The organism is Spiroplasma eriocheiris (assembly GCF_001029265.1).
In the GTDB taxonomy this organism is placed as follows: Bacteria; Bacillota_I; Bacilli_A; order Mycoplasmatales; family Mycoplasmataceae; genus Spiroplasma; species Spiroplasma eriocheiris.
Genome location: NZ_CP011856.1, coordinates 1,232,163 through 1,257,536, shown reverse-complemented (window position 1 = coordinate 1,257,536; position 25,374 = coordinate 1,232,163). Strand labels below are relative to the sequence as shown.

Here is a 25,374-nt window from a genome sequence, read left to right as displayed (position 1 = left end):
TAAAGGTAGAGATAATTTATGGAGAGTGAGATTAACTATGGAAAAAGTAAAAGAGTTTGAATTAAAACTACGCGATGGTAAAGATTTACATATGTATGAATGACTAAACGTCGAAAACCCAAAAGGAGTTTTACAATTAGTACATGGGTCATGTGAGCATGCCTTACGTTACCAAGACTTTGCTAATTTTTTAAATAAAAATGGTTATTTAGTAATTGCTAATGATCATCGTGGGCATGGGAAAACTGTTAAAAATAAAGAAGATTTTGGTTATTTTGCCGATGAAAATGGATGGCAAATTTTAGTGGATGATTTATATGAAGTAAATAAATATATTCAAGAAAAGTATCCGCACTTACCGATTGTGATGTTTGGACATAGCATGGGTTCTTTTTTAGCTCGCCATTATGCAATTGAACATGGTGATACGTTAAAAGCTGTTGTTTTTTGTGGGACTGCTCATTATGGAACTTCAACTTTAAAATTTGCCCGTCGAGTTGCTGCTCGTCATCAAAAAAAATATGGGCCAAAAGTATTAGACAAGTTTATTCATAAACATTCTTATGCTCCCTTAAATAAAAAATTTAGAAAAGAGGGCAACACCGGTGCCGAATGAATTTCAAGTGATAAAGATGTCCAACAAGGATTTTTAAAAGATCCATTAACTTTTCCAGTATTTACAACAAGTGGTTATAAAGATTTATTTAGTGGGTTAATGTATATTGAAAACAAGGATAATATTCAAAAAACTCCAAAGCAGTTACCAATTTTATTTTTATCGGGTAAAAATGACCCAGTTGGAAAATTTGGAAAAATGGTTATTAAAACACATAAAAATTATTTAAAATATGGTTATCGAGCAGATATTAAATTATATAATGAAATGCGCCATGAAATTTTAAATGAAAAAAACAAAGGTGAAGTTTATCAGGACATTTTAGCGTTTTATAATAGTAATATTTAGTAGATTAAAAAATGTGAATTTTAAGTTGTTTAAAATTCACATTTTTTCTTTTCTATGTTAATCTTCGTAATTAATTTGCTTTTTATTTTTAAATAATGATCACATAAAGAAAAGAATACTTATTCCTCCCATAATTGGGGTTAGAATAACAGTAAAAATAATCCCCGTTTTTAACAAAGGCAATTCTGAGCTCTTTAAAATTTGACGAGGAGTCGTAAATTTTAAAAATTCAAAACCATTAACCTCATTTCCTAAGAAAACTATTTTTTGACTACTAATTAAAATTAAACCAAGAACCATAAAAATTAAGGTTATGATTATTAAAATTAAAGTTGTTTTTTTCATTAAACCTATCCTTTTTATCAATTATTTATATATTTTTATAATTCATGCTATTCCTTACGTTTATCTTAACGAAAAAAATAAAAAAGTAAATCTTTTTAAATAAAGATTAATAAAAGTAATATAATTTATTATGGATAAGATATACTAGAATATTTTACTTGTTTAGACATAATAAAATAATTTAATAGAAAGGACATGAAATATGAAAAAGTTAATTTCAATTTTTAATGTGGGGATTTTATCAACAACCCCTTGCTTCTCAATTTTGGGTTCCAGTGCTAATGATGTGCTACCTCCAAGTAATATTGAAAATCTCGCCACCGATGTTGACAATCTTGCGAGACAATATTACTCGGTTGATCATTTCATTAATAACAATTCAACTAGTACCAAATACATTGCTTCACTTTTGCAAAGCACAACAGGTTATGTGGAAGCTTACTACACAAAAGCATTAAATTCAAATGTTATTGAAACATTTGATGACACATATACTAACAATACAAATAATAATCAAAAAATAAAAACCCAATCATATTCAAAAACAATAACTAATACTACTTCATGAAGTATTACAGGGGGTACGAAAACTAAAATTACTGAAAAAGTTGATTTTATTTTATTTGAAGGAAAAATTAGTGCAGAAGTAGATATGTCAGGAGGCTATACTAATACAACAACAGAAACCGAAACAGTTGAGGCTCCCGAACAAGAATTTATTTTACCAGCTAATAAAACAGGGGTGGTTACTTATATTATTGAAGAGGGAACTTATCAAAGTGATGGGTGAATAAGATTTTTTGTTTCTCCTGATACTTTAATTTGAACATCAACATGAGAAAACTCAGATGGGGTGCAATATTCAGCGCCTTTTAATCTTCGATGATTAGTTGAATATTTTAAATCACTTGGTTATGGTAAATATTTTTTAAATAATTACCAAGGTGATTCTGTAATTACTGTCGATAATCTTGACAACCCTCAAAAAATTTCGTTAAATTTACCAATTTCATGAGTTTCAAAAGGTGAAAAAATTAGTGTAGAGTATAAGGTTAAATAATAGAAAGGAAAATTATTAATGAAAAAATTATTATCGTTATTTGCAAGTGGTATTATAATAGGTGCATCTTGCACTTCTTCTTTGTTAGAAACTAATAAATTTTTTAATCTTAAAAATAATGAAACAGTACCACCGACTACTTTAGAAAACTTAATGCAAGATATTAATGAAAAGTATTTACGATATAATCCTGGTGTTTATCCAACCGAATCGTTATCTGATGCTACAACCGATTTAGCTAATCGTTTTATTGCTAACAAAACAGGGATTGTTTCCGTTTATGATTTTCATCCAATTAATTCAAATGTTGTTGAAACTTTTAGCAGTAGTTTTTCTAATACTTCTGATTTGTCACAAACATTTAAAACCCAGTCCTATTCAAAATCTGTTACAAATACCATTTCATATTATATTGAAGTTGGAGTAAAAATTAGTGGTTCTTTTAATCTTTCAGTATTTTGAACAACCACTTCGGTAGATGTGGAAGTTGATTTATCAGGTAAATATAGCCATACCACAACCACAACCGAAAAAGTAACAGCACCTAGTCAAACGGTTACTGTTAATCCCCATTCTAATTTGGACGTTACTTATATTATTGAGCAGGGATCGTACGGAGCTAATGGTAGAATTAAATTCTACTTACCATTAGATACAACTTTTTATGGTTCATGAATGAGTGATGGATATGCCCATGGTTATAATATAAAAAATCTAGTCCACATATTAGCTTATGAAGATGGCTATGGTAAATATTTACAAGAAGATTACAATGGGGATTCTGCACTAACAGTTGATGACATTGCTAACCCTAAACATGTATCTTTAAACTTACCAATTTCATGAACATCACAAGGTGGGGCATTTACTATTTCATATAATGAAACAAGGATCTAATTTTAAGGTAATTTATTTAAAATAGCTAATTATTTAGCTATTTTTTAAAAGTTAAGATCAAATTGAGAATTCTATTGTTTTTTAAATAATTTATGCTATATTTATATAGGCACTTATTTTAGATAAGTAAAATTACTGAATAAAATGTGCTTAAATGTGGTAGAAATAAAATTATTTCGTTTGGACCACAGCGAGAATTAATATATATAAGGAGGAATTGCTCGTGGCAAAAATTACAAGAATTGCTAAATTAGAATTTCCAGCTGGACAAGCAAAACCAGGGCCAGAGTTAGCATCATTAGGGATTAATATGCCCCAATTTACTACACAATTTAATGAAGCAACCAAAGACCGAATGGGAGATATTGTCCCAGTTGTTATTACTGCTTTTGATGACAAGTCATTTAAATTTGAATTAAAAACAACACCGGCTGCTATTTTATTAAAAAAAGCGGCTAATATTCAAAAAGGTTCACCAAAAGCAAAAGAACAAAAAGTAGCGACAATTAGTGTCGATCAAGTTCGTAAAATTGCTGAATATAAATTACCAGATTTAAATGCTAATGATGTTGAAGCAGCAATGCGAATTATTGCCGGAACTGCTAAGAATATGGGAATCGTTATTGAAGGAATGGAATCTTCGAAGGAAGGTAAAAACTAATGGCTAAATTTGGAAAAAAATATAATAAAGTTGTCGAATTAGTTGATAAAAATAAATTTTACCCCATTTCAGAAGCAATTGAATTAGCCAAAAAAACTACAACCACAAAATTTGATTCAACAGTTGAAGTTGCTTTTAACTTAAATGTTGATCCTCGTCATGCTGACCAACAAATTAGAGGGGCAGTTGTTTTACCAAAAGGAACTGGAAAAACGCAAAAAATCTTAGTGTTAACTAATACCAAAGAAACTGAGGCCAAAGAAGCGGGTGCTGATTTTGTGGGCGGAAAAGATATGATTGAAAAAATCCAAAAAGAAAATTGATTTGGATTTGATGTTATTATTGCAACTCCTGATATTATGGCAGAATTAGGAAAAATTGGGAAGTTACTAGGACCAAAAGGTTTAATGCCAAACCCAAAAACAGGAACAGTAACTCCGGATGTAAAAAAAGCCGTTGAAGAAGTTAAAAAAGGAAAAGTTGAGTACCGTGTTGATAAAAATGGTAATATTCATGCAATCTTAGGAAAAGTATCATTTAAAGCCGAAGACTTAAAAGCTAATTATGATGTTATCTTTGACACAATTCGTAAAGCAAAACCATCCGCTGTTAAGGGAGCATATATTAAAAATATTGCTGTCACAACAACAATGGGTCCGGGAATTAAAGTTTTAATTGAATTATAAAATAAAAAGTTATCTTAATTAAGATAACTTTTTATTTACTACTAGTTGGTTGTTGTTGAGTAATACAATGAATATTACCCCCACCAAGGAGAATCTCACGGGCCATAATTGGTTCAATTTTATGGTTTGGGAAAACTGTTTGTAATGTTGTAATCGCCAAATCATCATATTTATCACCAAAAATTGGGAGAATAATTGCTTGATTAGCAATATAAAAGTTAGCATAACTAGCTGGCATTCGTAATCCTTCTGCTCTTGCCATTGTGTTGGAAAGGTCAATATCGTCAGCTTCAACTGGTTCAATAAATAATGGCCCTGGTTGGTGCAATTTTGTAACTTTAATTTCCCGCCCTTTAGCATCCAAAGTAGTTGTTAAAATTTGGTAAGCTGCTTGCGAACGTTCATACTGAGGATCATCTTTATCTTCGGTTCATGTTAATAAGACATGGCCCGGAGCAACGACATGTAACATGTTATCAACATGGCCATTAGTTTCATCATTATATACTCCAAAGGGCAACCAAATTACTTTATCAACCCCACAAAAAGATTTTAAATTTTCTTCAATTTGTTCTTTCGTAAGATGAGGATTGCGGTTTTTATTTAAGAGACATTCTTCTGTTGTGAATAATGTTCTCTCCCCATCAGTATGGATACTACCACCTTCAAGAACAAAATCAGGGCGGTAATAATCAATATTAAGAATCTCACAAGTTTTTTGGGCAATTGCATCATCTTTATCCCACGGAAAGTAAAGCCCGCCTAGTAATCCTCCTCAGGCGTTAAAAATTCAGTCAACTCCCCGAATTTGGCCATTCTTATTTTTGACAATTGTTGGACCGACATCTCGCATTCAAGCATCATCATTTGAACATTCAATCACCCGAACATTTTCACCCAGGAGGTTACGAGCATGTTCAAATTGTTGATAAGAAACGAGCATTGTTACTTTTTCATATTTAGCAATTGTATTAGCAAAAGTCGCATAAGCTCGTTGGGCTGGCTTTCCTCCTTGTCGTCAATTATCTGTTCGTTCTGGTCAAATCATTCAGCATTGGTCATGTGGTTCTCATTCTGCAGGCATTCAAAAACCATCGTTTTTAGGAGTTGATGTTAGTTGTTTGCTCATAATTGTTATCTCCTTTCATTAAATTAATTTTTTTAGTTTGATGATGTGCTCATCATATTAAAAGTTCACCAATAATAATACAAATCATAGTTCCGATTAAGGCAAAGGCAATAAACTGCCCACCATCATTTCATGCCCAAGTTTGTTGGTGGATAATAATTTTACCAAATAAGAATAAAATAATACTTAAACATAAAATGAGCATTGGAATAATAACCACAATTCATTGGAATCATTGTGGTCCGGGAATTTTAAATGGCCGTTTTAAATTTGGATACTTATAACGGATAATAAGAAAACTTGGAAAGATTAATAAATAGGGGAGTAAGAAAATAATTGACGAAAAGGCATATAGTTGTCAAAAAATATCCGAAATCTCTCCCGAAGGGGACATTACACCCGCAATAATTAATAAAATTGTACAGATAATTCCGGTAATAATGGTTGATCAAAAGGGTGAATTATTTTTTAGAACTGTGGCAAAGGTCTTTGGAAATTCTCCGTCACCGGCTGCTTCTTGAATTGCTTTATTAGCACCGGTACTTGAGGTAATCATATTTCCAAAAAAAGTAAATAATAAAAACACCCCTAAAATTTTTGTTAACCATTCCGGGAAAACTTTCCCGATTGTTTGAATAATTCCATTGGAGATATCTAGTGTTTTAATATCAGTCACAATATTAACAGCAATTGTTCCAATTAGATAACAAATTACGATTGTTACCCCTGCTAAAATAGTGGATAAGGGAATATCGCGTTTCGGGTTTTTCATACTACTAGTAGTATTTGACCCTAATTCAAAACCGGACAGATTATAAATAATCACCGGGAGAAAGACAATCCCTTGGGTTCAGGATGGAACAATTCCATACTGAGGGTCATTAACTTTTGTCGCAATTGGATTACCAGTTGCCAATCAAGTAATTGCTGCTGCGATTAACCCCACGGTTACAACTAATTTTGAAATAGTTGAAAAATTTGGCAACCATTTAATATAATTAAAATTAAGTAAACCAACTAGCACCGTTAGTCAAGTAATAGCAATTGCAATGCCAATTTGAACTCATAAGGATAAGGGGTGAGTTGGAAAAAATATTTTTGACAAACTTGATGAGAAGGCAATGTAAACTGATGACATTCATAAACCTACATTTAATCAATAAAATCAGTTTGTTCGGGCTGCTCACCGGTTACCACAGGCTTTTTTAACTCAGGTGTAAATTCCACCATCATCGCTATAAGCAGCTCCTAATTCAGCTGTTATTAAACCATATGGTAAAAAATAAAAGATTGATAAAATAATTCAATAGATAATTGATTGTCAACCAATTGCTGCTGCTGAAGCAAAGGAATCTAAGACAAATACAGCGCTAAAGGTAAAAGCAATAATATCAAATAACTTTAACCCTTTTTTTGCTTTAGCCATGGTTATTCTTGCGGAATGTTATTTTTTTGTTTCAGCATAATCATTATTATAGGTATAACGTTGTTTTCAAGAACGATCTTGGTGTTCCATAAAACTTTCAAGTTTACCTTGATAATAATCTTTAACAGCATTTGATGATTTATCAATTTGGGGATACATATAATACACTAACAAAGCCATTTGGGCTGTTAACCGATTTTCTGCTTGGTTGAAAACAATTGATTGGGAAGAATCAATTACCTCATCATATACTTCCACATTTCGCGAAGCAGGTAAACAATGCATAAAGAAGGCTTGGTCTCCTGCTTGTTTCATTAATTCTGGTGAAACTTGGTAATTTGGTTTAAAAGCCTGGACTCTTTCTGCTGCCTCATCTTCTTGGTCAACTCATCACCATAAATCAGTATAGATAATATTAGCATTTTTTACTTCTGCCAAATCATCGGTTATTAATACTGATCCACTTTTAACTTGGGCAATATTTTCTTGGGCAATAGTAACCCATTCCGGTGGGCTTTGATATTTTGTCGGAGAAATGTGGACAAAATTCATTCCTAATTTTGTCGTAATATGCATTAGTGATGAACAAACATTTGTACGATCACCAATAAAGACAACTTTAATTTCGTTAAAATTAATATTTTCATAATCAAGATTTTTGGTAGTTGGTAAATGTTCTAACATTGTAAAAACATCACAAATTGCTTGGGTAGGATGGTTATAATCTGTTAACCCATTAAAAACAGGAACATCCGCATATTTTGCTAAATTTAAAACTGTTTGATGTTTTAACGCACGACACATAATGCCATCACACATATGTGATAAGACTTTTGTTGTGTCATATAAACTTTCCCGAGCACCTAGATGAATTTCTCCGGGTTTTAAATATTGGGCATGTCCTCCTAATAAGGTCATTGCTGCTTCAAAAGAAACACGGGTTCTTGTTGAGGGTTCTTCAAAAATCATTGCTAAAGTTTTATTTTTTAATAGTTCAGGAACGGCACCATTGTAGCGTGCTTCCTTTAACATTTTCATCAGTTTAAATATCTCAAAAATTTCTTTTTGACTTAATTCTTGGATATCTATAAAATGTCTAACTTTATTCATATGTTATCTTCCTTTCTATAATTTGATTATAATTTTCTAAAATATTAATTCAAATCCGAAAATTTAATTTTAAATTACTAAAAAGGGTAATTAACATACTATTTATTTACTTGTAAAAACTAAATTAATTACTCAAAAGTTAAAAAACAAACAGATAATATTATATTTTACGATAGTAAACTTCTATTTTTGGAAGTTATTAGTTCATTTATTAACTACAATTTTTTTTAATTATTTATTACTAAAATCATTCTCACTGGGAATCCAAGAGTCATTATCAAAAAAAACTTTTGGAATGATACTATATTTAATTCTTTCAACATTTTCAAGAGCTCTAATTTCTTCTAAGAAAATTGTTAGTTCATTAAAGGTTTTAAATTTTGTTTGTAAACTAATCGTTTCATTTGACCAGTGTTTTGAAAAGTAAACCACATTGGAAGAATTAGTACAAAGTTCTTTGATTTCATCATTAATAACTTGTTTCTTCGTTCAAATAAAAACATCGACAATAATGTTGTAACCAAAGAATTCAGAGTTGACAATGGCCACGGGACGAATAACTTTATTTTTAATTAGTCAATCAACATGCGCTTTAATTGTTTTTTGGCTGACATTTAGTTCTTTTGCAATTTGGTTATTACTTGTTAAAGCATTTTTATTAAGATGTTTAATAATTTGATAGTCGATTTTGGTAAGAACTTTTTGTTTCATAAATTATCTCCTTTCATTTTTATATGCTATATAGTTAAATTTTATAGTTAAAAATAATAATTTTAATTTTTTTAAAGTTAAAATTTTATAATTTTAAGAAAAATATTATCATCAAAAAATTATAATTCAGTTAATATGGGTAGTTACATTAAAGTAACTTCTTTTTTTATTTTTAATTTGTTTTACAATGAAATTAAGAAAAGAGGTGTTTAAAATGGAAACCGTAAAATTATATTTTCCAGAATTAAGTTGTAGTAGTTGTTTAAGTTCAATTGAAAAAAAATTAAACACAATTAACGACATTAAATATCAAACAAATTTAGTGGGGAAATCAATTACAATTGATTATGATCCAACAAAAATTACTAAAAAAGAAATGCTAAAACAAATTAAGAAAGCTGGTTTTGAATACGACGAAGTTCCTGCTTAATTTGAAGTAAGGAGAGAGAAAATGCAAAGGAGTCAGCAACAGGTTAAGATTAACTTAGTAAAAACAAAATTAACAAAACGTGAAAAACGACAACTAGGAGAAATGATTATTGCAATAATTTTAACAATTCCCTTGCTATTATCAATGATCCCAGTTTTTCCTTTTACCTATTTAACAAACCCATGATTACAATTAGTTTTAGCTACTATTGTAATAGTTTACCCTGGGCGGGGATATTATAAAAATATGTATAACGAAATTTTTCGTTGACACCAATTAGAAATGAATACTCTGATTGGCTTGGGAACTTTATTAGCTTATGGTTATAGTATTTATTTAATTATTACTCCACAACATTATCATTTATTTTTTGAAACCGCAGCAACAATTATTACGATTTTACTAATTGGTAATTTTGTTAGTAACCGAATTCAAAAGAAGGTTAGCCAAGGAATTGAGCAAATTGTTACCTTAAAAGCAGATGAAGCAAATTTAGTTGATAAAAATAAAAATATTAAGGTAATTAACACCAATGATGTTCAAGTTAATGATCAGTTATTAGTTCGCAAGGGTGAAAAAATTCCAGTCGATGGAGTTATTATTGAAGGAATTGGTTATTTAAATGAGGCCATGCTAACTGGTGAAACAAAATTAATTGAAAAACAACTTGGTGATGAAATAATTGGTGGGACAGTTAATGCTGGAGAAGCATTTTATATGGAAGCGAAAAAAGTTGGTAGTGAAACAGTGCTGGCTAATATTTTAAAGAAAGTGCAGGAAATTCAAAGTCAAAAACCAAAATTACAACGGATTGCCGATCGGATTGCAAAATGATTTACCCCCTTTATTTTATTAGTAGCAGTTATTGCCTTTGTGGTTCAGTATTTTCATTTTTATCCAAATGATTTATCCCATGCTATTAATATTGCAATTGCTGTAATTGTGATCGCCTGTCCATGTGCATTAGGAATTGCAACACCCTTAGCAGTGGCGATTGGTACTAATAAAGCGGTTAAGGAGGGAGTTCTTTTTAACAATGCGGAAGTTTTTGAAAAAATTACTAAATTAGATGCCATTGCTTTTGATAAAACAGGAACTATTACCACTGGGGAATTAACCATTAAAAGAATTTTGGGCCCGGTTGATAATTATCCGTATATTTATAATTTAGAAAAATTATCTTCGCATCCAATTGCCAAAAGTATTATTCGTTATTTTAGCACACCCTTACCAGAAATTAAATTTAGTAATGTTTCTGAAACCGCTGGGTTAGGAATTAGTGGTCAGTATGATAACCAAGAGTATTTATTAACTTCTTATAAAAAAACCTTAACAACATATTATATTGATCCGTCATTAAAAGCTGAAGTTGAGCGGTTAGCAACCGATAGTCCAATCTTAATTGCCTTAGTTGTTAATAATACTATTAGCAATGTATTATTTTTAGCGGATACTATCCGCGAAGATGCTAAACAAACAATTGCTAATTTTAAAAAACATGGGATTGGTGTGTATATGATTAGTGGGGATAATTTAGCAACCACTGCCCGAATTGCTAAGGAAGTCGGAATTACTAATTACTATGCAAATGTTAGTCCGATTGATAAAGCCAATATTATTAAAGAAATTCAAAGTAATAATAAAACAGTTGGTTATGTGGGTGATGGTATTAATGACATTGTGGCGCTTGAACAATCAGATTTTGGAATTTCAATGGGCCAAGGTAGTGAGGTTGCGATCCAGGCTAGCGATATTACTATTATTAAACCAGATATTTTCAATATTTATAAAGCATTAGTAGCAACGAAATTAACCAGAAAAATTATTTGGTGAAATTTCTTTTGAGCCTTTGGTTATAATTTAGTAACGATTCCCTTAGCAATTGTTGGATTTATTCCGCCGATTGTCGGAGCGATTGTGATGGGAGTTAGTGATATTACTGTTTTAACAAATTCCTTAATTTTTTATCTTCGTAAAGTTAATTTTGATAAGTAAAATATCCTGCTGAGTGAGGATATTTTTTTATCAGAAATTATTATTTACAACTTATCTTTATAATAGTAATATTAATTAGTAAAACTAAAAAACTAGTATTAATTTAAGGGTGTTAATAAATTAATAAATTAACTTATTATTAGTTTTTTTGACAGAAAGGGGAAAAAATGAGTTTATATTTACAAGCAGATGTTGGCCAAGCAGTCGTTGCTACTTTAAAAGCTTGAAAGTTTTGAAGTGCCATCTTGGCAACAATCTTTGTAATCTTTTTGGGGTGGGCCTTAACTAAAAAAGGTACCTTTAAAAAAGATTGAGAAGGAGTTTTAATTAAAGTAGTGATGGTTGTTGGGTTACCATCATTAGCTTTTAATGGATTTATGGCTAATATTACGATTGATAACTTAAAAACACAGTTAGCAATTTTATTAGTTGGATTTTTATTCTATATTATTATGGGGATTGTGGCAAAGTACTTTTATATTAAGTATGAAAAAGATGTCCAAGATACCTTAGCAATGTGTACAGTTTTTGCATCAACTACTTTCTTTGGAATTCCAGTAGTTACCGCATTATATGATAATTCAACATTGCCAGCTAATATCTTTAACATCCCATATCGAATTTTCTTATACTCATTAGGGTTTATTGTGATGAGTAAACCAGTGACAACTTTAGCAACCGCCGAACAAACAGTGAGTGAAAAAGTTGTTGATATTAAAACCGATCCCAACGGTTATGCCCAAATTAAAACTGAGATGCGAGCTAAAAGAATGGCAACAATTAAGAAAAATTTAAAAACAATCTTTTTAAATCCAATCTTAATTGCCACAATTGTTGGGTTTATTTTCTGAGTAACCCAGTTAATTCCAGGAATTGAAGTTGTTCCCGATCAAATGAAAAATAACAGTGGGTTAAAATATTCACCACTCCGATTAGATAACACGTTCCCACCATTCTTTAAAGTTACTTCCACTTTAGCAGCGGTATGTACACCATTAGCGTGATTAGCAATTGGGATGACATTAGCCAAAGGAGACTTTAAAGCTGCTAGTCAAGACAAAAAAGTATGGTATGGAATGGTGATGAAAGTTGTTGCTGCGCCAATTGTCGGGTTGATTTTAGCTGTGATTTTTGCGGAAATTGGAAAAGCTTCAGGAGCATGAACACTTGACACAACTGGTTTAGGAGTAATTGTGATTATGTTAGCCGCCCCCCCCGCCTCAGTAATCGTTGCTTATTCAATTGGTTACAAAAAACAACCATTATTAACAAGTAACTTAACATTGGTGTCAACCTTGTTCTCAGTTATTTCATTACCATTCTGAGTAATTATTACAACGGCAATTGGGGCCACACCATTATTTAACTAAAAGTGAGGGAAAACAATATGAATTTACAAGATATTAAAATGGTTTGTTATGGGGTTCGGAAAACTGAACGAGTTTTCTTTGAAAACTTAAATAAAGATTATGGATATCAACTAACATTAATTGAAGAATATTTAACAAAGGACAACATTGATACTGTAAAAGGTCATAATGCTGTAATGGTTCGGGCAAATTGTGATTGTGGAGCCGAAAATTTATTAAAAATGAAAGAATATGGAGTGAAATACTTACTAACTAGAACAGTAGGTTATAATCATATTGATTTACCAAAAGCCCACGAGTTAGGTTTTGAAATGGCAAATGTGCCAAGTTATTCACCAAATGCTGTTAGTGAACTAGCAGTTAGCATGGGGAATGCCTTGCTAAGAAATTTATTTTATATGGCTGACCGTGAACGCCAAACTAACTTTAAAGTAGATGACTTTATGTTTGCCAAAGAAATTCGTAATTCAACAATTGGGATTGTGGGAACCGGACGGATTGGTTTTGAAGCAGCGAAGGCTTGAAAAGGAATGGGCGCTCGTGTCTTAGGATATGACTTATATCCAAATGATAAAGTTCGCGAAACCTTAGAATATGTTGATTTAGATACCTTAGTTAAGGAATCAGATTTAATTTCATTCCATTGTCCATATATTAAAGAACAAAATCATCATATGATCAACAAAGAATTTATTAGTAAAATGAAAAAAGGGGCCGTGTTAATTAATGCCGCGCGGGGACCATTAATGGATAGCGCGGCAGTTTATGAAGCTGTTAAAACAAACCATTTAAAAGGTGTTGGTCTGGATGTCTTAGAAAATGAAGGATCAGTTTTCTTTAAAGATTTTAATGGTGATAAAACTGGAGATGATATGACAAATAAATTATTAGAATTATATCCCCGTGTAATTATTACCCCCCATGTTGGTTCATATACTGATGAAGCGGTTAAAAATATGATTGAAACTACTTATGAAAATTTAAAAATCATTTTAACAGGACAAGAATTAAAAAACCGAATTTAAAAAAAGGTCACATTTGGCAAAAATTGCCAAATGTTTTTTTTACTTTGAAATTCCGTAGTTATTTTTATCTTGACTATTTGGCAATTTATGATAAATAATAATTATTATAAAAAAGGTGGTGATGTTATGTCCAAAACGATCTCCAATTCTCGAAAAAAACTATGTGAAAACTGAATATTGAACAACAATGGCTTTGACAAAACTATTCTTGGATATAACTTCCCAGTAAAATTTTTGGTGAGATAATATTCAAAATAATTTAATAAGCTTAAAAGTTATTTAACTAATAATAATTAATTTTTAGTGTGCGTATTTTAACCCCATAAATTAAAATGCCACATATTTAAGGTCCAATTCAGGCAGATCATTTCTTGAGAAGAGGAATTGATTTTGGCAAAGAAGAAAATAAGGAAAAATAAGAAAAACAAATTAACTAAGTTTTGTTTTATAATTCAACAAAATAATTTAGTGCATTTAATCTTATCCAAATTTATTATGTCTACGATCTTAGTTATATTTGTTAAGGAAAAAATCGGGTATGACAAAAAGTAACCCCATTCATTTAAGAATATTTAATATTTAACTTATGATATGGCTATAAATTTCCAAATCTAACTATCTTGTTTATCATAAGTTTACTTAAGTACCATCTTAATAATTGGCAGGATTACTAAAATTACTAATTGTAATTAGTTGTTATTAAAAAATTATAGATATTTGCATAAAAGGATGGCAATATTTTTAGTGTTTTAATAGCTGTTCATGTTACTAACTACCCCATATATACATTCTAATTTTTACTATAATTTACAATTTAATATTAACCATTTTAAACCTACTGAATTTATGGTGATTATCATATTTTGCTGTTCCTTATAAATTTAATAAATTTTAATAATTAATCTCTCTTATTTTATATTTCTAATAAATTCATAATATTAATCACCATCAAATTTGTGTTACGAATGTTTAAATGCTGATATTAAAGTACTTTTATTGCATAATCATATGGCTGTTGGAACACGGAATTTGCTATTCCTTTTTATGCAAATTAATAATTATTAAAATCACAAGTAATTTATTGTTAGATAACTTTCATTAGATTTATTTAAAAAAGTAATAAGTTTAATGTCATTTTTGTGTTATTGTGATTATTTATTAATATTTTTCAAAGGAGGTTAATAATGAAAAAATTATTAAGTATTTTAGGATCAGTTACGTTAATTGGTTCTTCAACCCCGGCGTTAGCTAGTTGTGCGGGTAATCATCATTCAAATATTCCCCCCGAGCCTGATACCATTGACCAAGTTATTAATGATGTTATTAAAAAAGTTCGTGGTGAATTTCTAATTGGAGGTCAAAATAAGTATTTAAACGCTGGTGATATTAAAGAGGGAGATAGTATTTTACAATTACTAGACCAAAATTATGGTAAAAAACAAGAAATTTTGTTAACAGACCAGAAAATTACTACTGCTTTTAATACTGTTGTTCAAAATGTTTTAAGAGCAATTAGCCAAAACTTATTAAAAGATAGTATTTTTAAATCATATTTTACAAGTATTCCCGTTGATAAAATTTTAGTTTTTAATCCCGCGAAAACAGTATACAAACAAGAACCTTTATTATGAAAACCGGGGGGAGATCAAACTTTTGGGATCCCCAAAGATCAGTATCAAAAAATTTTACAAGATTCTAATATTACAAGTTTAGACAAAATATGAACAAATGTTTCTTTTAGTTTGAATATTAAAGATTTACGAACTGGGAAAATTATTCAACATACAAGTGATACCAATACCAACTTTTTATTAGCAAATCAAGGGGCTGATATTGCAAACTTAATTTCTGAATCAGGTAAAAAATTGCTGGAGAATTGAAAAAAACCGATATTGTCGCTAGATTAAATAATTTTTCAGCCGATGATGTCCAACAGTTTGCCCAATTTAAAACATTAGCAAAATCTTATTTAGAAGATTATTTAAATAAAAAATTCCCTAGTTCAAAAATTCAAATTAATGAGTTTGAAAGTAATTCTAATCAAACAAATGACTTTGCTAGCTGAGGAATTAATGGCAGTCAGCAGAGTTTTCTAGATAAATATGAGTCAGGAAACGTAGTTACCTTTCAACCAAAATTTTCAACTGAGGAGATGAAAAAAATTTAACTGCTGACTATAAAAAAAGTGACCAAGAATTTAGTTCGGCATTAGATAAACAAATTGATTCTTGAGAAAAAGACGGCTGGACTTTTACTGATCCTAATAATCCGATTCCTGATCATAATAAGATTTTTAACTATGGTGCAATTACTTTAAGCAATTGAACAATCGATGGATTAAATTTAGCTCCAATTAGTGTACCATATTTTATTACCCATGATGGAACTCTAAACCGTCTTGATACTTATGTTGATCAAGTTACCCCAGTTATTGCTAATATTTTTTCAACTAGTTCAACACTCTTTAACGATAATATCGGAAATAACAAAATTTTAACTTTAAGAAATTTTAATTCTATCATTAAGTGTAATATCTTTGCAGTTGTTTATAAAAGTCAGGATGTTTTAAATCATTATTCAGGGGTACCTTTTACTGACACGTTTGATTTATTAACTAGTGATGCAATTGATCTTGCAAAAAAAGACAGTGCCGTTACTAAAGAAGCATTAAATAATATTATTGGATTTAAAACTAATAATAATCAGCAATATAGTTTCCGTGGTGATTCAATGACAAATTTCTTAAATTATTTTTTGTATGCTTATCAGTTATTAAAAACATTTGATAAAGGTGATTTTGAAAAATGGCCTGATTTAACCGGAGCATTTGCTAATTATTTACACCCTGCAGCAACTCCTTATTTTGAAATTCTAGGTACTAAAATTAGTTTTTGAAATACTAGCGAGGCTAGTCTTAGCTTCATTGCTGGAGCAACTCCACCGACTAGTTAGTAATTCATAATAGTTTAACTAACTATGTCGACAGGTAAGTTTATATCACAACTGCTTGACTGCATTAGTAATAAACAAAAGGAGGAAATGGTTTGAAAAGAGGGCTAATAATCTTAAAATTAAATAAGTATATTTTTGCCAAAATTTTTCGTTCCTATGCTATTGGAATTATATTTCTTTTATCATTATTGCTTAGTCTCCTTTTTTCGCTAATCTTATTCTTATATTTTAAGAATGATGGAACTGCTTTTGTTAAAAATTTTCAATTTTATGTTTTAATTTTCTATTGTATTTTATTATTTTTATATATTTTAATAATTATTGTTAAGTTGTTTAGTCAGCAAATCGAGGATAATTCACTATTGCTAATTATCACGAAACCAGTCAGTCGGATGCAAATTTTTATTTCCCAAACAATTGTTTCGTTTTTATCAATTATTATGTTTATTATTAGTAATATTTTAATTTTATTTATTGTAGAGATAGTGCTGAATTCTTTTAATGATTACCCATATTATCATTTTTATGTCCAGATGATTCTCAAGTTAATTATCTTTACTTTTATTTTTTCTTTTACCTTATTATCTGGGATCATATTTTTATCAATGTTTTTTAATTCCCATGTCATCTTTCTAATTTTTGCGGTGCTATGTAGTTTATTTATTTTGGGGGGCTTACCCAGTCAAATTTTAGATTTAGAACTTAATAATATTGCAATCAGTTTTGACAATGGTGGAGCACCAATTAATATGAGTGACATTAAGACCGATCTATTATTCAAAAAATATTTAAACCAGGGTTTACTTCGTTATCAAAACTTAACGACAACACTCTACCAATTTTTTGATAAATTTGATCAGAATGATTTAGTTAATTTTGGAACTAGTAACGATCCCACAATTGATACAACTTTAGCAAAAAGATATGACTTTTACGACCAGCTTCGTTTAGAAAATGATGGTCGGGTTGATACCTCAATGAAAATTAGAACCTGAGCTGATGATGAAAAAGGAATTTTTACGAACCAAGAAGTTATTATCTCAATTAATTTTTTGCATAATATTATTAGTTATGACCAATTGCAAGCCGATGTAGAAACAAAAGCGAATGATCAACAAACTTATTTGTTTAAAGTTGATTTATTAAATTTTATTAATGATTATATTAAAATATATGGTAGCAGGGATGCATTAATTAGTTATTGAGAAAATGACTTTCCCAATCTATTGTCTTTTGTGGAAGGAGACCCTAAGACAAATCCAGAAGCTTCTTATATTTTAGTCAAAAGTACTCAGCAAAAATATTCATTAACATCGAAAGATATTGTTGGTGCCTATAAAAATACAGAATCAACTTATAATTTTGATCCGGCTGATGCTTATACTAAAATCTTTAATAATCCGGTTTACTTTGCTTTACGAATTGTGGAAAATGAAATTGAAAATATTGTTTATCAAAATAAAGTAATTGCTAATGCAAAAGTAAATGATAGTCTCCAAAGTCCACAATGGGATAAGTATAATAATTTTGTTAATAAATATTGATGAATTAATAAATTTAATATCTTTGAACACTTTAATCAACTTTGAACGTCAATGCTTGGTAGTTATGGTAATTTTTGATTTAATCCATTTGTTACTTCTGAAATTAAACTAGATGGTGAACAAAATGAATTCTTTAGTTATCCAAATTTATTTTTACAATTAAATAATGATAATACTATTAATTTAAAAATAGTAAAAATATTCAAAATAGTCAGGATGTCCTGATTGGCTATCTAACTTTAGCAGTTGTCTTATTTATTAGTGCGGCTTTTGTTTGAAAAAATCGCAGAATTGCCCAGTAGGAGGATACTAAGATGGAAAATGTCATTATTGTTAATAAATTTGCAAAGAAACTCCAAAATTTTAAAATTGAAAAAATATCCTTTAAAGTTAAAAAGGGCAGTTTACATGCGTTGATTGGTGAGAGCGGGAGTGGTAAATCAGCAATGTTAAAATCAATTATTGGTGCGCTAACCCGCTATCGGGGCATAATTAAAGTCAATGGTTATGCGCCCAGAAAATACCAGTCAAAATTAAAAATGGGGTATGCCACTAATCTTGAAGAATTTCCGTTAGGAATAACTGGCTATAACTTCTTAAAATTAGTTGGTAATTTAACGCCCTTGAAGAAAAAGACCTTAGTTAATAATATTGATAATTTATTAAAAATGTTTAATTTATATCAACATAAAGATAAAGTAATTTCATCTTATTCGTCCGGGATGAAAAACCGCTTAATGTTAATCCATTCGTTAATGAATGATCCTGATTTAATTATCTTAGATGAACCGGGGGCGAACTTGGACTATCCTAGTCGGGTAAATTTCTATCGTATTTTAATGAAGTACAAAAAAGAGGGGAAAACAGTTTTATTAACAACCCACATGATTGATGAGATTGAACCATTAATCGATGATTGTACCATTTTATTAAATGGAAAGATGCTTTATAGTGGTAGTTATGCACCCTTTAAAGCAAAAATGAACTACCGGTTAAGATCAGACAATAATTTAAAAGTCATTGAATATTTAAAAATTCGAAACATTCCCTACCGGTTTGTACAAAAATTCAATGAGTTAATTATTACAATTTCTTTTCCGATTAATATGGACCAAATTTTTAAATATACACTACAAAATAATGTGCACATCTACTATTTTAAAGAAATGAAAAATGATATTTCGCAATTGCGGTTAAAATTAGGAGAGTTGCAGAAAACTAATGAACAATTAGTTCCTCAGAAAGGGGGTGAGAGTAATGGCACCAGAACCAAGTAGTTATTCCTCTAAACTTAAAAAACAAGATGAACAATTTAACATAATGTTTCTAACTAGTAAGGGTGTTATTACTTTCCCCCGAATTTTAATATCATAGCGGGAATTCTCTTTAATAACTTTCTTACTGTGTTAAGAAACCAACAAGAAAGGAAGGATATTATGACAAGAGTTTTTCGTCATGAAAGAATTAATATTTATTTAAAAGAAAAGTTTTTTAATGAAAATAAAACAAAGTTAATTGAATACGCGAAACTAGACCAACCAAACTTATTAAATAAACTAGAATTAGCTAGTTTTGGATTAACAAAAGAAGAATATCAGAAACGTAAAATTGAGTTTGGGGAAAATATTTTAACAAACAATAAAATGCACTGAGGATGAGAATTTTTAAATGCATTCTGTGGTCCTTTTAAACTAATTTTTTGAGCAATAATTATTGGTAATTTAGTTGTTTATTTTACCAATCGTACTCTTTCCCCATATTTTTTGGTAGGACCAATTTTATTTAGTATGATTTTAATTATTAGTGGAATGATCAGTTTTACCAAAGTAATTCGTAGAAATTTGATTACTAAAAAAATTGGTCAGCTTCCGCAAAGTACTGCCAAAGTAATTCGTAACGCCAACAATCAAATTTTGCAAATTAACGAAATTGACATTCCTGAATTAATCCAAAAAATGACAGTCATTAATTTAACTGATATTGTGCCAGGGGATTTAGTTTTCTTAGAAACAGGAGATTTTGTTCCCTCAGATTTACGAATTTTAATTAGTCACGACTTATATGTTAACCAAGCTAATATTACTGGTAATAACTGACCAGTTAAAAAAGAGTATTATAATAATGATAATATTGAGAGTAGTTTATTAAAAATACCCAACATTTGTTTAATGGGTTCAACGGTGGTATCAGGGTTTGCCATTGGAATTGTTACAGCAACCGGATGCAATACTTATTTAGCAGCAATTACTAATAGTATTATTGAAAAACATTCTTTTAATTAAAAAAACCCGTATAATTTTCAAGTAATTTTAAAATGAAAAAACTATATTGTTAGCAATATAGTTTTTTATTTAACAAAATTTAAATAAAAATATGTTATAATCCTATTGAAAAATAAAAAACGAGTACGAAAAGTACCTAAAAAATATTAAATTATTTTTTAGGTTTTTTTATTTTTAACTAACAACGAAAGGAAAAAACCATATGCCAGGACATATTTTTGGTCGCTTAGATTCAGCGACAACCGAAGAACAATTTAAAACAAAATATAATGATTTTTTTCAAGACTATTTTATTAGAAACCGAGAAAAAGTCGATGATTTTTCTCTTTACTTTTTAAATTTTTGTTTTAATTATTATATAAATAATTGCTTTTTAAATTTTAAGGAAGACATTGTTGAATTCACAAAATCTGATGGGGTGCCATTTTTATTCACATTTGAAACTAATGAACAATTGATGGGCCAAAACGAATCTGAACAACAATTTCAGGAATTATTAAGTGAAAATAGTTTTTTAGGTATTTTTGAATTAGAAGAGATTAAAAATTTAATTAAAATTAAAATCTTACCAGTCATTGGAACAAAATTAAATTTAATTCAGGGGCCAATTAAAAGAAAGTTTCTTGATTTTGCAAAAGCATTATCTAATAATAAACAGCTTAGTGACAATAGTTTAGTTGTAAAGTATAAAGAATTTTTTAATACTAGGTTTGCAACATTAAAAAATTATTTAAAAACTAATTTAGCAAATAACTTTTTGTCTTTTTCAACTTTGTTTGTTGAGTATGCAGCAATGTGTTTTGAAAAAAGAAATTTACTGCTAGCTAATTTAAGAATACACTTTGAAATAGTCGCTAATCACTATCTTGAAAATTTTAACCCGCAAGTAATTAATCGGAATATTGCGCAAGACCTTCTCCAAGTTATGGAAGAAATTAATAAATTAATTCAGCAATTCTGTGAAGAAAATAGTGAGTTTATTAATGAAAAAATGAAAATTTTTAAAGAAGATTTAGATTTAATAGATAAATCATTAAAATTTGAAGATGATGAAGAATATATTAGATAACTAATTATCTAATATTTTTTTGTTTTATCTTATCACAATATTTTAATTGGTATATAATTAAAATAGTTTGGATAGATAGAAAAAGGAGATATAAAGATGTCAAATAAAATTAAAGGAATTGGTTCTAGTAATGGAATTGCGATTGCAAAAGTTTTTAAATTAGAAGAACCACGATTGAATATTGAAAAGACAACAATTGACAATGTTGATGATGAAATCAAATTATTGGACCAAGCGATTATCAAAGCAAAAGGGGATATTGAAAAATTACAAAAAATTGCCTTAGAAAAATTAGGGGCTGAAAAAGCGGCAATTTTTGAAGCACATGGTCAAATCTTACAAGACCCAGTAATGTTAGATGAAGCCAAAGGAATAATTAATAATGAAAAATTAAATGCTGCTTATGCCATTGATAATGTGGCTAAAAAATATATTGCGATGTTTTCGGAAATGGATGATCCCTATTTTAAAGAAAGAGCTAGTGATATTAAAGATGTTACTGATCGGTTAGTTAAATATATTTTAGATGTGCCAGTGTTGGATTTAGCAACTATTAATGAAGAAGTTATTATAGTTGCTAATGACTTAACGCCATCACAAACAGCCCAATTGGATCCGCAATATGCGAAAGGATTTGCTTGTGATATGGGGGGGCGAACTAGTCACGCTGCGATTATGGCCCGTAGTTTAGAAATTCCGGCTGTATTAGGACTAAAAAATATTACAACCTTAGCTCACCATGGTGATGACATTATTATTGATGGAACAACTGGGGAAGTTATTCTAAAACCAGAACCTAATGAAATTAAAGAATGAACTGATAAAAAAGCTGCTTTCATTAAAAAACAACAAGAACTATTAACTTTTAAAGATAAACCAACAGTTTCTAAAGATGGTTTTAAAGGCTTTACCTTAGAAGGAAATATTGGTTCCCCAAAAGATGTTCAAGGAGTATTAGACAATGGTGGAGAAGGAGTAGGTTTATTCCGAAGTGAATTTTTATACATGGATAATGATCACTTCCCAACTGAAGATGAACAATTTGTTGCATATAAAGCAGCCTTAGAAGGGATGCAAGGACGCCCGGTTATTATTAGAACATTAGATATTGGGGGAGACAAAAAATTATCATATTTTGAATTCCCCGAAGAAATGAATCCGTTCTTAGGGTACCGTGCCATTCGTTTATGTTTAGATCGCGAAGATGTTTTCCGTACTCAGTTAAGAGCGTTATTAAGAGCAAGTGCCTTTGGAAAATTAGGAATTATGTTCCCAATGATTGCCACTATTGATGAATTTAAAAAGGCAAAAGCAATTACCTTAGAAGAAAAAGCTAATTTATTAAAAGAGGGACATAAAGTTGCCGATAATGTCGAAATTGGAATGATGATGGAAGTTCCTGCGGCCGCTGTTTTAGCAGACCAATTTGCTAAACATGCTGATTTCTTCTCAATTGGAACTAATGATTTAATTCAATATACCATGGCTGCTGATCGAATGAGTCAATTTGTTTCATATCTGTACCAACCATACAACCCATCAATTCTTCGTTTATTAAAAACTATTATTGATGGTGCTCATAAAGAAGGCAAATGAGTAGGAATGTGTGGGGAAATGGCCGGCGAACCATTAGCGATTCCAATTTTAATGGGAATGAAATTAGATTACTTCTCAATGTCGGCCACAAGTATTTTACGTGCACGTAGTATTATTAGTAAATTGGATACTAATGAAATGGCCAAATTAGCAGAAACAGTTTTAAGTTGTGAAACTAGTGAAGAAGTTATTAATTTAGTTGAAAAAGCAACCGGAGATGTTTTAAAATAATTGATTTTCATTTAAAATAACACTATTAAATAAAATAGTGTTATTTTTATTTTGCTGCTATTACGAAAGGTTGGTTTAATGATGATTAACTTCTTAACTAATATTGGGATCATCATAATATGTCCCAGTCGCCATTAGCCTAGTGGTTATTTTTGGTGTGTTAGCAATTGTTTTTGGAATCTTATACTGAAAGTTAGAATACCAATCCCGGAAAAAGCACCGTCAACATAATGCTTTTGAACAACAAACACATAAACCAACTGTCTGGGAAGCTTTTAAAAATAATAAATATTTTATTATATTTGCAATTGTAACAGTTTGTTTTATTGCCTCGTTGCTAGTATTGTTACATAATGTGGTTGAGAGCCCATTGTTGTAAGAAATAAAATTTATATATCTTAGAATAATATTAATTAATTTAGTTAAAAGTATATTAAAAATCTAAGTCATATAGTTAAATAGTATATATTAAATTTTATTTTTATAATTAGTTTTTGAATTTTTTGTTTCTGAATTATGTAATGTTATTCAACCATAGCTACTAAATAGCAGAAAATATAATGTTTCTAATAATAATTTCAGCTGATTATGGTATAGTAGTTACCTAAAAAGGAATATCGTTTCCTTTATATTTATATACAGATTTAATCTTAATTAAATCTCATTGTGAGTCTTCTATGTCAATTCTAAATACTTTATCAGAATCATCTCATTTAATACTTGCTTCATAACTTTTTGTTTGGAAAGGAAGGAACATTTTTAAAACTGATGAGGAATATATTGATGCTCAATTAAGTTTAGTTTTTATAAAATTTACATTAAAAATTCATTTAACATCTCAGTTTTCAAGACCTGTTGGGACAACAATAAATTTTAAATATATGGGAACTAAATCTTCAACTCATGGGATACCCACTTCATTTTTAACTTCTTCCCATAATTCATTATTAAATAATAGTCTATTTTCTAAATGTATTAAATTATTATTAATAACTTTTAAATTATTGGATAAATTAGTAACATTATTATTTAATAAGTTAATATCTTGCTCGCGATTTTTAGCTCATAAAGCAGAAATAGCATGTATCCCTCCACTTTCATCGGAAGTTTGTCCCTGTTGAACAATGTCACCATCAATGTGTCCTATTTCATTAAAGATGTCAAATACAGCTGTTTCTGTATTAAGATCATATCCAGTAGCGACAGGTCCCTTAATTACTAAATTTGTGATAGGTCCTTTGTAATTTTTTACTTCTGAATCTTCTGATGATATTACATCATTATAAAGTTTTAATTGTTTTTGTAAAATAGTTGTTGTTAATTTTTCTTCATTTTCTTTTCTTTCGTTTTTTTCTAAACTTATTAATTGATCTGTTTCACTCTTAGTGTAATAAAATTCTAAATCAATTTGTGATAAATCAATTTCGTTTGGGTTTTCATTATATGTTTCAAATAACTTTTTCAGCGAAGTTAATTCTCCATAAATTTTCATGCGACTAGGATGTAATCCTTGTAAGTTTAGAATATTATTTGAACTAGCTTCAAAATTATTCCCATTTTTAGATCTATTGTTAGCAGTAACAATAAATTCAATGGGAATTCTGTTAAAACACCAATGTTCAATCATAATGTAAATCATTTTTCGAATAATTTCTTTAATTCTTTGGTCTCTAAAAGTATGATAGGGGAATTTATAAAAAATAAAATTTAAATAAGCATTGATATCATCTTGTGCTTGGATCGCAAAAGTGGTAAATCATTCTTCAACATTTGAATATAATTTATTGTATTTTAATGGTACTTCCTTGATTGGACCAGTTAAACGATAAGATTCATTATATTCTTGTAAACTTACTCCTTCTCATAATTCAGGTTTAATTATTGACATGTA

At 29.5% G+C, this 25,374-nt stretch carries 24 protein-coding genes; 18 read left to right on the top strand and 6 right to left on the bottom strand.

The features are described 5' to 3' along the window. The first annotated feature begins 37 nt into the window (after positions 1–37). Entirely contained in the window at positions 38–964 is a 927-nt protein-coding gene (locus SERIO_RS05780; protein ID WP_047791885.1) for an alpha/beta fold hydrolase, read from the top strand. Positions 965–1,021: 57 nt separating this feature from the next. Here SERIO_RS05780 and SERIO_RS05775 read toward each other — a convergent pair whose 3' ends face one another. Then, complete coding sequence (locus tag SERIO_RS05775; protein ID WP_047791884.1) at positions 1,022–1,309, bottom strand: hypothetical protein; 288 nt, start codon at positions 1,307–1,309, stop codon at positions 1,022–1,024. A 202-nt stretch (positions 1,310–1,511) separates the two neighbouring features. On the opposite strand from SERIO_RS05775, the gene SERIO_RS05770 reads away from it, so the two are divergent. The 4 genes from SERIO_RS05770 to rplA all read left to right on the top strand — a co-directional run bounded on the left by SERIO_RS05770 (position 1,512) and on the right by rplA (position 4,613). Next, on the top strand, positions 1,512–2,369 hold the full coding sequence (locus SERIO_RS05770; protein ID WP_047791883.1) for an ETX/MTX2 family pore-forming toxin: 858 nt from the start codon (positions 1,512–1,514) through the stop codon (positions 2,367–2,369). A gap of 18 nt (positions 2,370–2,387) precedes the next feature. After that, complete coding sequence (locus SERIO_RS05765) at positions 2,388–3,266, top strand: ETX/MTX2 family pore-forming toxin (protein WP_047791882.1); 879 nt, start codon at positions 2,388–2,390, stop codon at positions 3,264–3,266. A gap of 223 nt (positions 3,267–3,489) precedes the next feature. Continuing rightward, positions 3,490–3,927 (top strand): 50S ribosomal protein L11, encoded by a 438-nt coding sequence (rplK, locus tag SERIO_RS05760; protein WP_047791881.1) that lies wholly within the window; start codon positions 3,490–3,492, stop codon positions 3,925–3,927. Further along, positions 3,927–4,613, top strand: a complete 687-nt coding sequence (rplA, locus tag SERIO_RS05755) for a 50S ribosomal protein L1 (RefSeq protein ID WP_047791880.1) — start codon at positions 3,927–3,929, stop codon at positions 4,611–4,613. The genes rplK and rplA overlap by 1 nt, the downstream gene beginning before the upstream one ends. Positions 4,614–4,644: 31 nt before the next feature. Here the strand turns inward: rplA and aguA are convergent, their stop codons facing one another. From aguA to SERIO_RS05735, 4 genes are all read right to left on the bottom strand, one after another. Next, the gene (gene aguA / locus SERIO_RS05750; protein WP_047791879.1) at positions 4,645–5,742 is read right to left on the bottom strand and encodes an agmatine deiminase; all 1,098 of its coding nucleotides are present in this window, start codon (positions 5,740–5,742) and stop codon (positions 4,645–4,647) included. Next, on the bottom strand, positions 5,714–7,168 hold the full coding sequence (locus SERIO_RS05745; RefSeq protein WP_047791878.1) for an APC family permease: 1,455 nt from the start codon (positions 7,166–7,168) through the stop codon (positions 5,714–5,716). The genes aguA and SERIO_RS05745 overlap by 29 nt, the downstream gene beginning before the upstream one ends. An 18-nt stretch (positions 7,169–7,186) precedes the next feature. After that, entirely contained in the window at positions 7,187–8,278 is a 1,092-nt protein-coding gene (gene ptcA, locus SERIO_RS05740) for a putrescine carbamoyltransferase (RefSeq protein ID WP_047791877.1), read from the bottom strand. A 231-nt stretch (positions 8,279–8,509) separates the two neighbouring features. Then, positions 8,510–8,989 carry an Lrp/AsnC family transcriptional regulator gene (locus SERIO_RS05735; RefSeq protein ID WP_047791876.1) on the bottom strand — a complete coding sequence of 160 codons (480 nt, stop codon included), beginning with the start codon at positions 8,987–8,989 and terminating at the stop codon, positions 8,510–8,512. A gap of 214 nt (positions 8,990–9,203) precedes the next feature. Between SERIO_RS05735 and SERIO_RS05730 the strand changes: the two genes are divergently transcribed. The 13 genes from SERIO_RS05730 to SERIO_RS05670 all read left to right on the top strand — a co-directional run bounded on the left by SERIO_RS05730 (position 9,204) and on the right by SERIO_RS05670 (position 23,862). After that, positions 9,204–9,419: a cation transporter gene (locus SERIO_RS05730; RefSeq protein WP_047791875.1), complete on the top strand. Its 216-nt coding sequence runs from the start codon at positions 9,204–9,206 to the stop codon at positions 9,417–9,419. A 21-nt stretch (positions 9,420–9,440) separates the two neighbouring features. Beyond that, positions 9,441–11,414, top strand: coding sequence for a heavy metal translocating P-type ATPase (locus SERIO_RS05725; protein ID WP_047791874.1), 1,974 nt, complete (start codon positions 9,441–9,443; stop codon positions 11,412–11,414). A gap of 167 nt (positions 11,415–11,581) precedes the next feature. Further along, positions 11,582–12,784, top strand: coding sequence for an AEC family transporter (locus SERIO_RS05720; protein WP_047791873.1), 1,203 nt, complete (start codon positions 11,582–11,584; stop codon positions 12,782–12,784). A gap of 17 nt (positions 12,785–12,801) precedes the next feature. Beyond that, positions 12,802–13,809, top strand: a complete 1,008-nt coding sequence (locus SERIO_RS05715; RefSeq protein WP_047791872.1) for an NAD(P)-dependent oxidoreductase — start codon at positions 12,802–12,804, stop codon at positions 13,807–13,809. Positions 13,810–14,993: 1,184 nt separating this feature from the next. Next, positions 14,994–15,716, top strand: a complete 723-nt coding sequence (locus SERIO_RS05710; RefSeq protein WP_047791871.1) for a lipoprotein — start codon at positions 14,994–14,996, stop codon at positions 15,714–15,716. After that, positions 15,686–15,976 (top strand): hypothetical protein, encoded by a 291-nt coding sequence (locus tag SERIO_RS05705; RefSeq protein ID WP_047791870.1) that lies wholly within the window; start codon positions 15,686–15,688, stop codon positions 15,974–15,976. Before SERIO_RS05710 ends, SERIO_RS05705 begins: the two co-directional genes overlap by 31 nt. A gap of 563 nt (positions 15,977–16,539) precedes the next feature. Continuing rightward, positions 16,540–16,761 carry a hypothetical protein gene (locus SERIO_RS05700; protein ID WP_047791869.1) on the top strand — a complete coding sequence of 74 codons (222 nt, stop codon included), beginning with the start codon at positions 16,540–16,542 and terminating at the stop codon, positions 16,759–16,761. A gap of 92 nt (positions 16,762–16,853) precedes the next feature. After that, the gene (locus SERIO_RS05695) at positions 16,854–18,542 is read left to right on the top strand and encodes an ABC transporter permease (RefSeq protein ID WP_047791868.1); all 1,689 of its coding nucleotides are present in this window, start codon (positions 16,854–16,856) and stop codon (positions 18,540–18,542) included. Between the two features lie 77 nt (positions 18,543–18,619). Next, a complete protein-coding gene (locus tag SERIO_RS05690) occupies positions 18,620–19,582 on the top strand; it encodes an ABC transporter ATP-binding protein (RefSeq protein ID WP_047791867.1) in 963 nt (320 codons plus the stop codon). Between the two features lie 159 nt (positions 19,583–19,741). Beyond that, positions 19,742–20,587 (top strand): P-type ATPase actuator domain-containing protein, encoded by an 846-nt coding sequence (locus tag SERIO_RS05685; protein WP_047791866.1) that lies wholly within the window; start codon positions 19,742–19,744, stop codon positions 20,585–20,587. Positions 20,588–20,789: 202 nt separating this feature from the next. Then, the gene (locus SERIO_RS05680; protein WP_047791865.1) at positions 20,790–21,656 is read left to right on the top strand and encodes a hypothetical protein; all 867 of its coding nucleotides are present in this window, start codon (positions 20,790–20,792) and stop codon (positions 21,654–21,656) included. Positions 21,657–21,752: 96 nt separating this feature from the next. Then, on the top strand, positions 21,753–23,483 hold the full coding sequence (ptsP, locus tag SERIO_RS05675) for a phosphoenolpyruvate--protein phosphotransferase (RefSeq protein WP_047791864.1): 1,731 nt from the start codon (positions 21,753–21,755) through the stop codon (positions 23,481–23,483). A gap of 142 nt (positions 23,484–23,625) precedes the next feature. Further along, on the top strand, positions 23,626–23,862 hold the full coding sequence (locus SERIO_RS05670; protein WP_047791863.1) for a hypothetical protein: 237 nt from the start codon (positions 23,626–23,628) through the stop codon (positions 23,860–23,862). Positions 23,863–24,087: 225 nt separating this feature from the next. Here SERIO_RS05670 and SERIO_RS05665 read toward each other — a convergent pair whose 3' ends face one another. Beyond that, the gene (locus tag SERIO_RS05665; protein ID WP_047791862.1) at positions 24,088–25,371 is read right to left on the bottom strand and encodes a hypothetical protein; all 1,284 of its coding nucleotides are present in this window, start codon (positions 25,369–25,371) and stop codon (positions 24,088–24,090) included. Positions 25,372–25,374 lie beyond the last annotated feature (3 nt).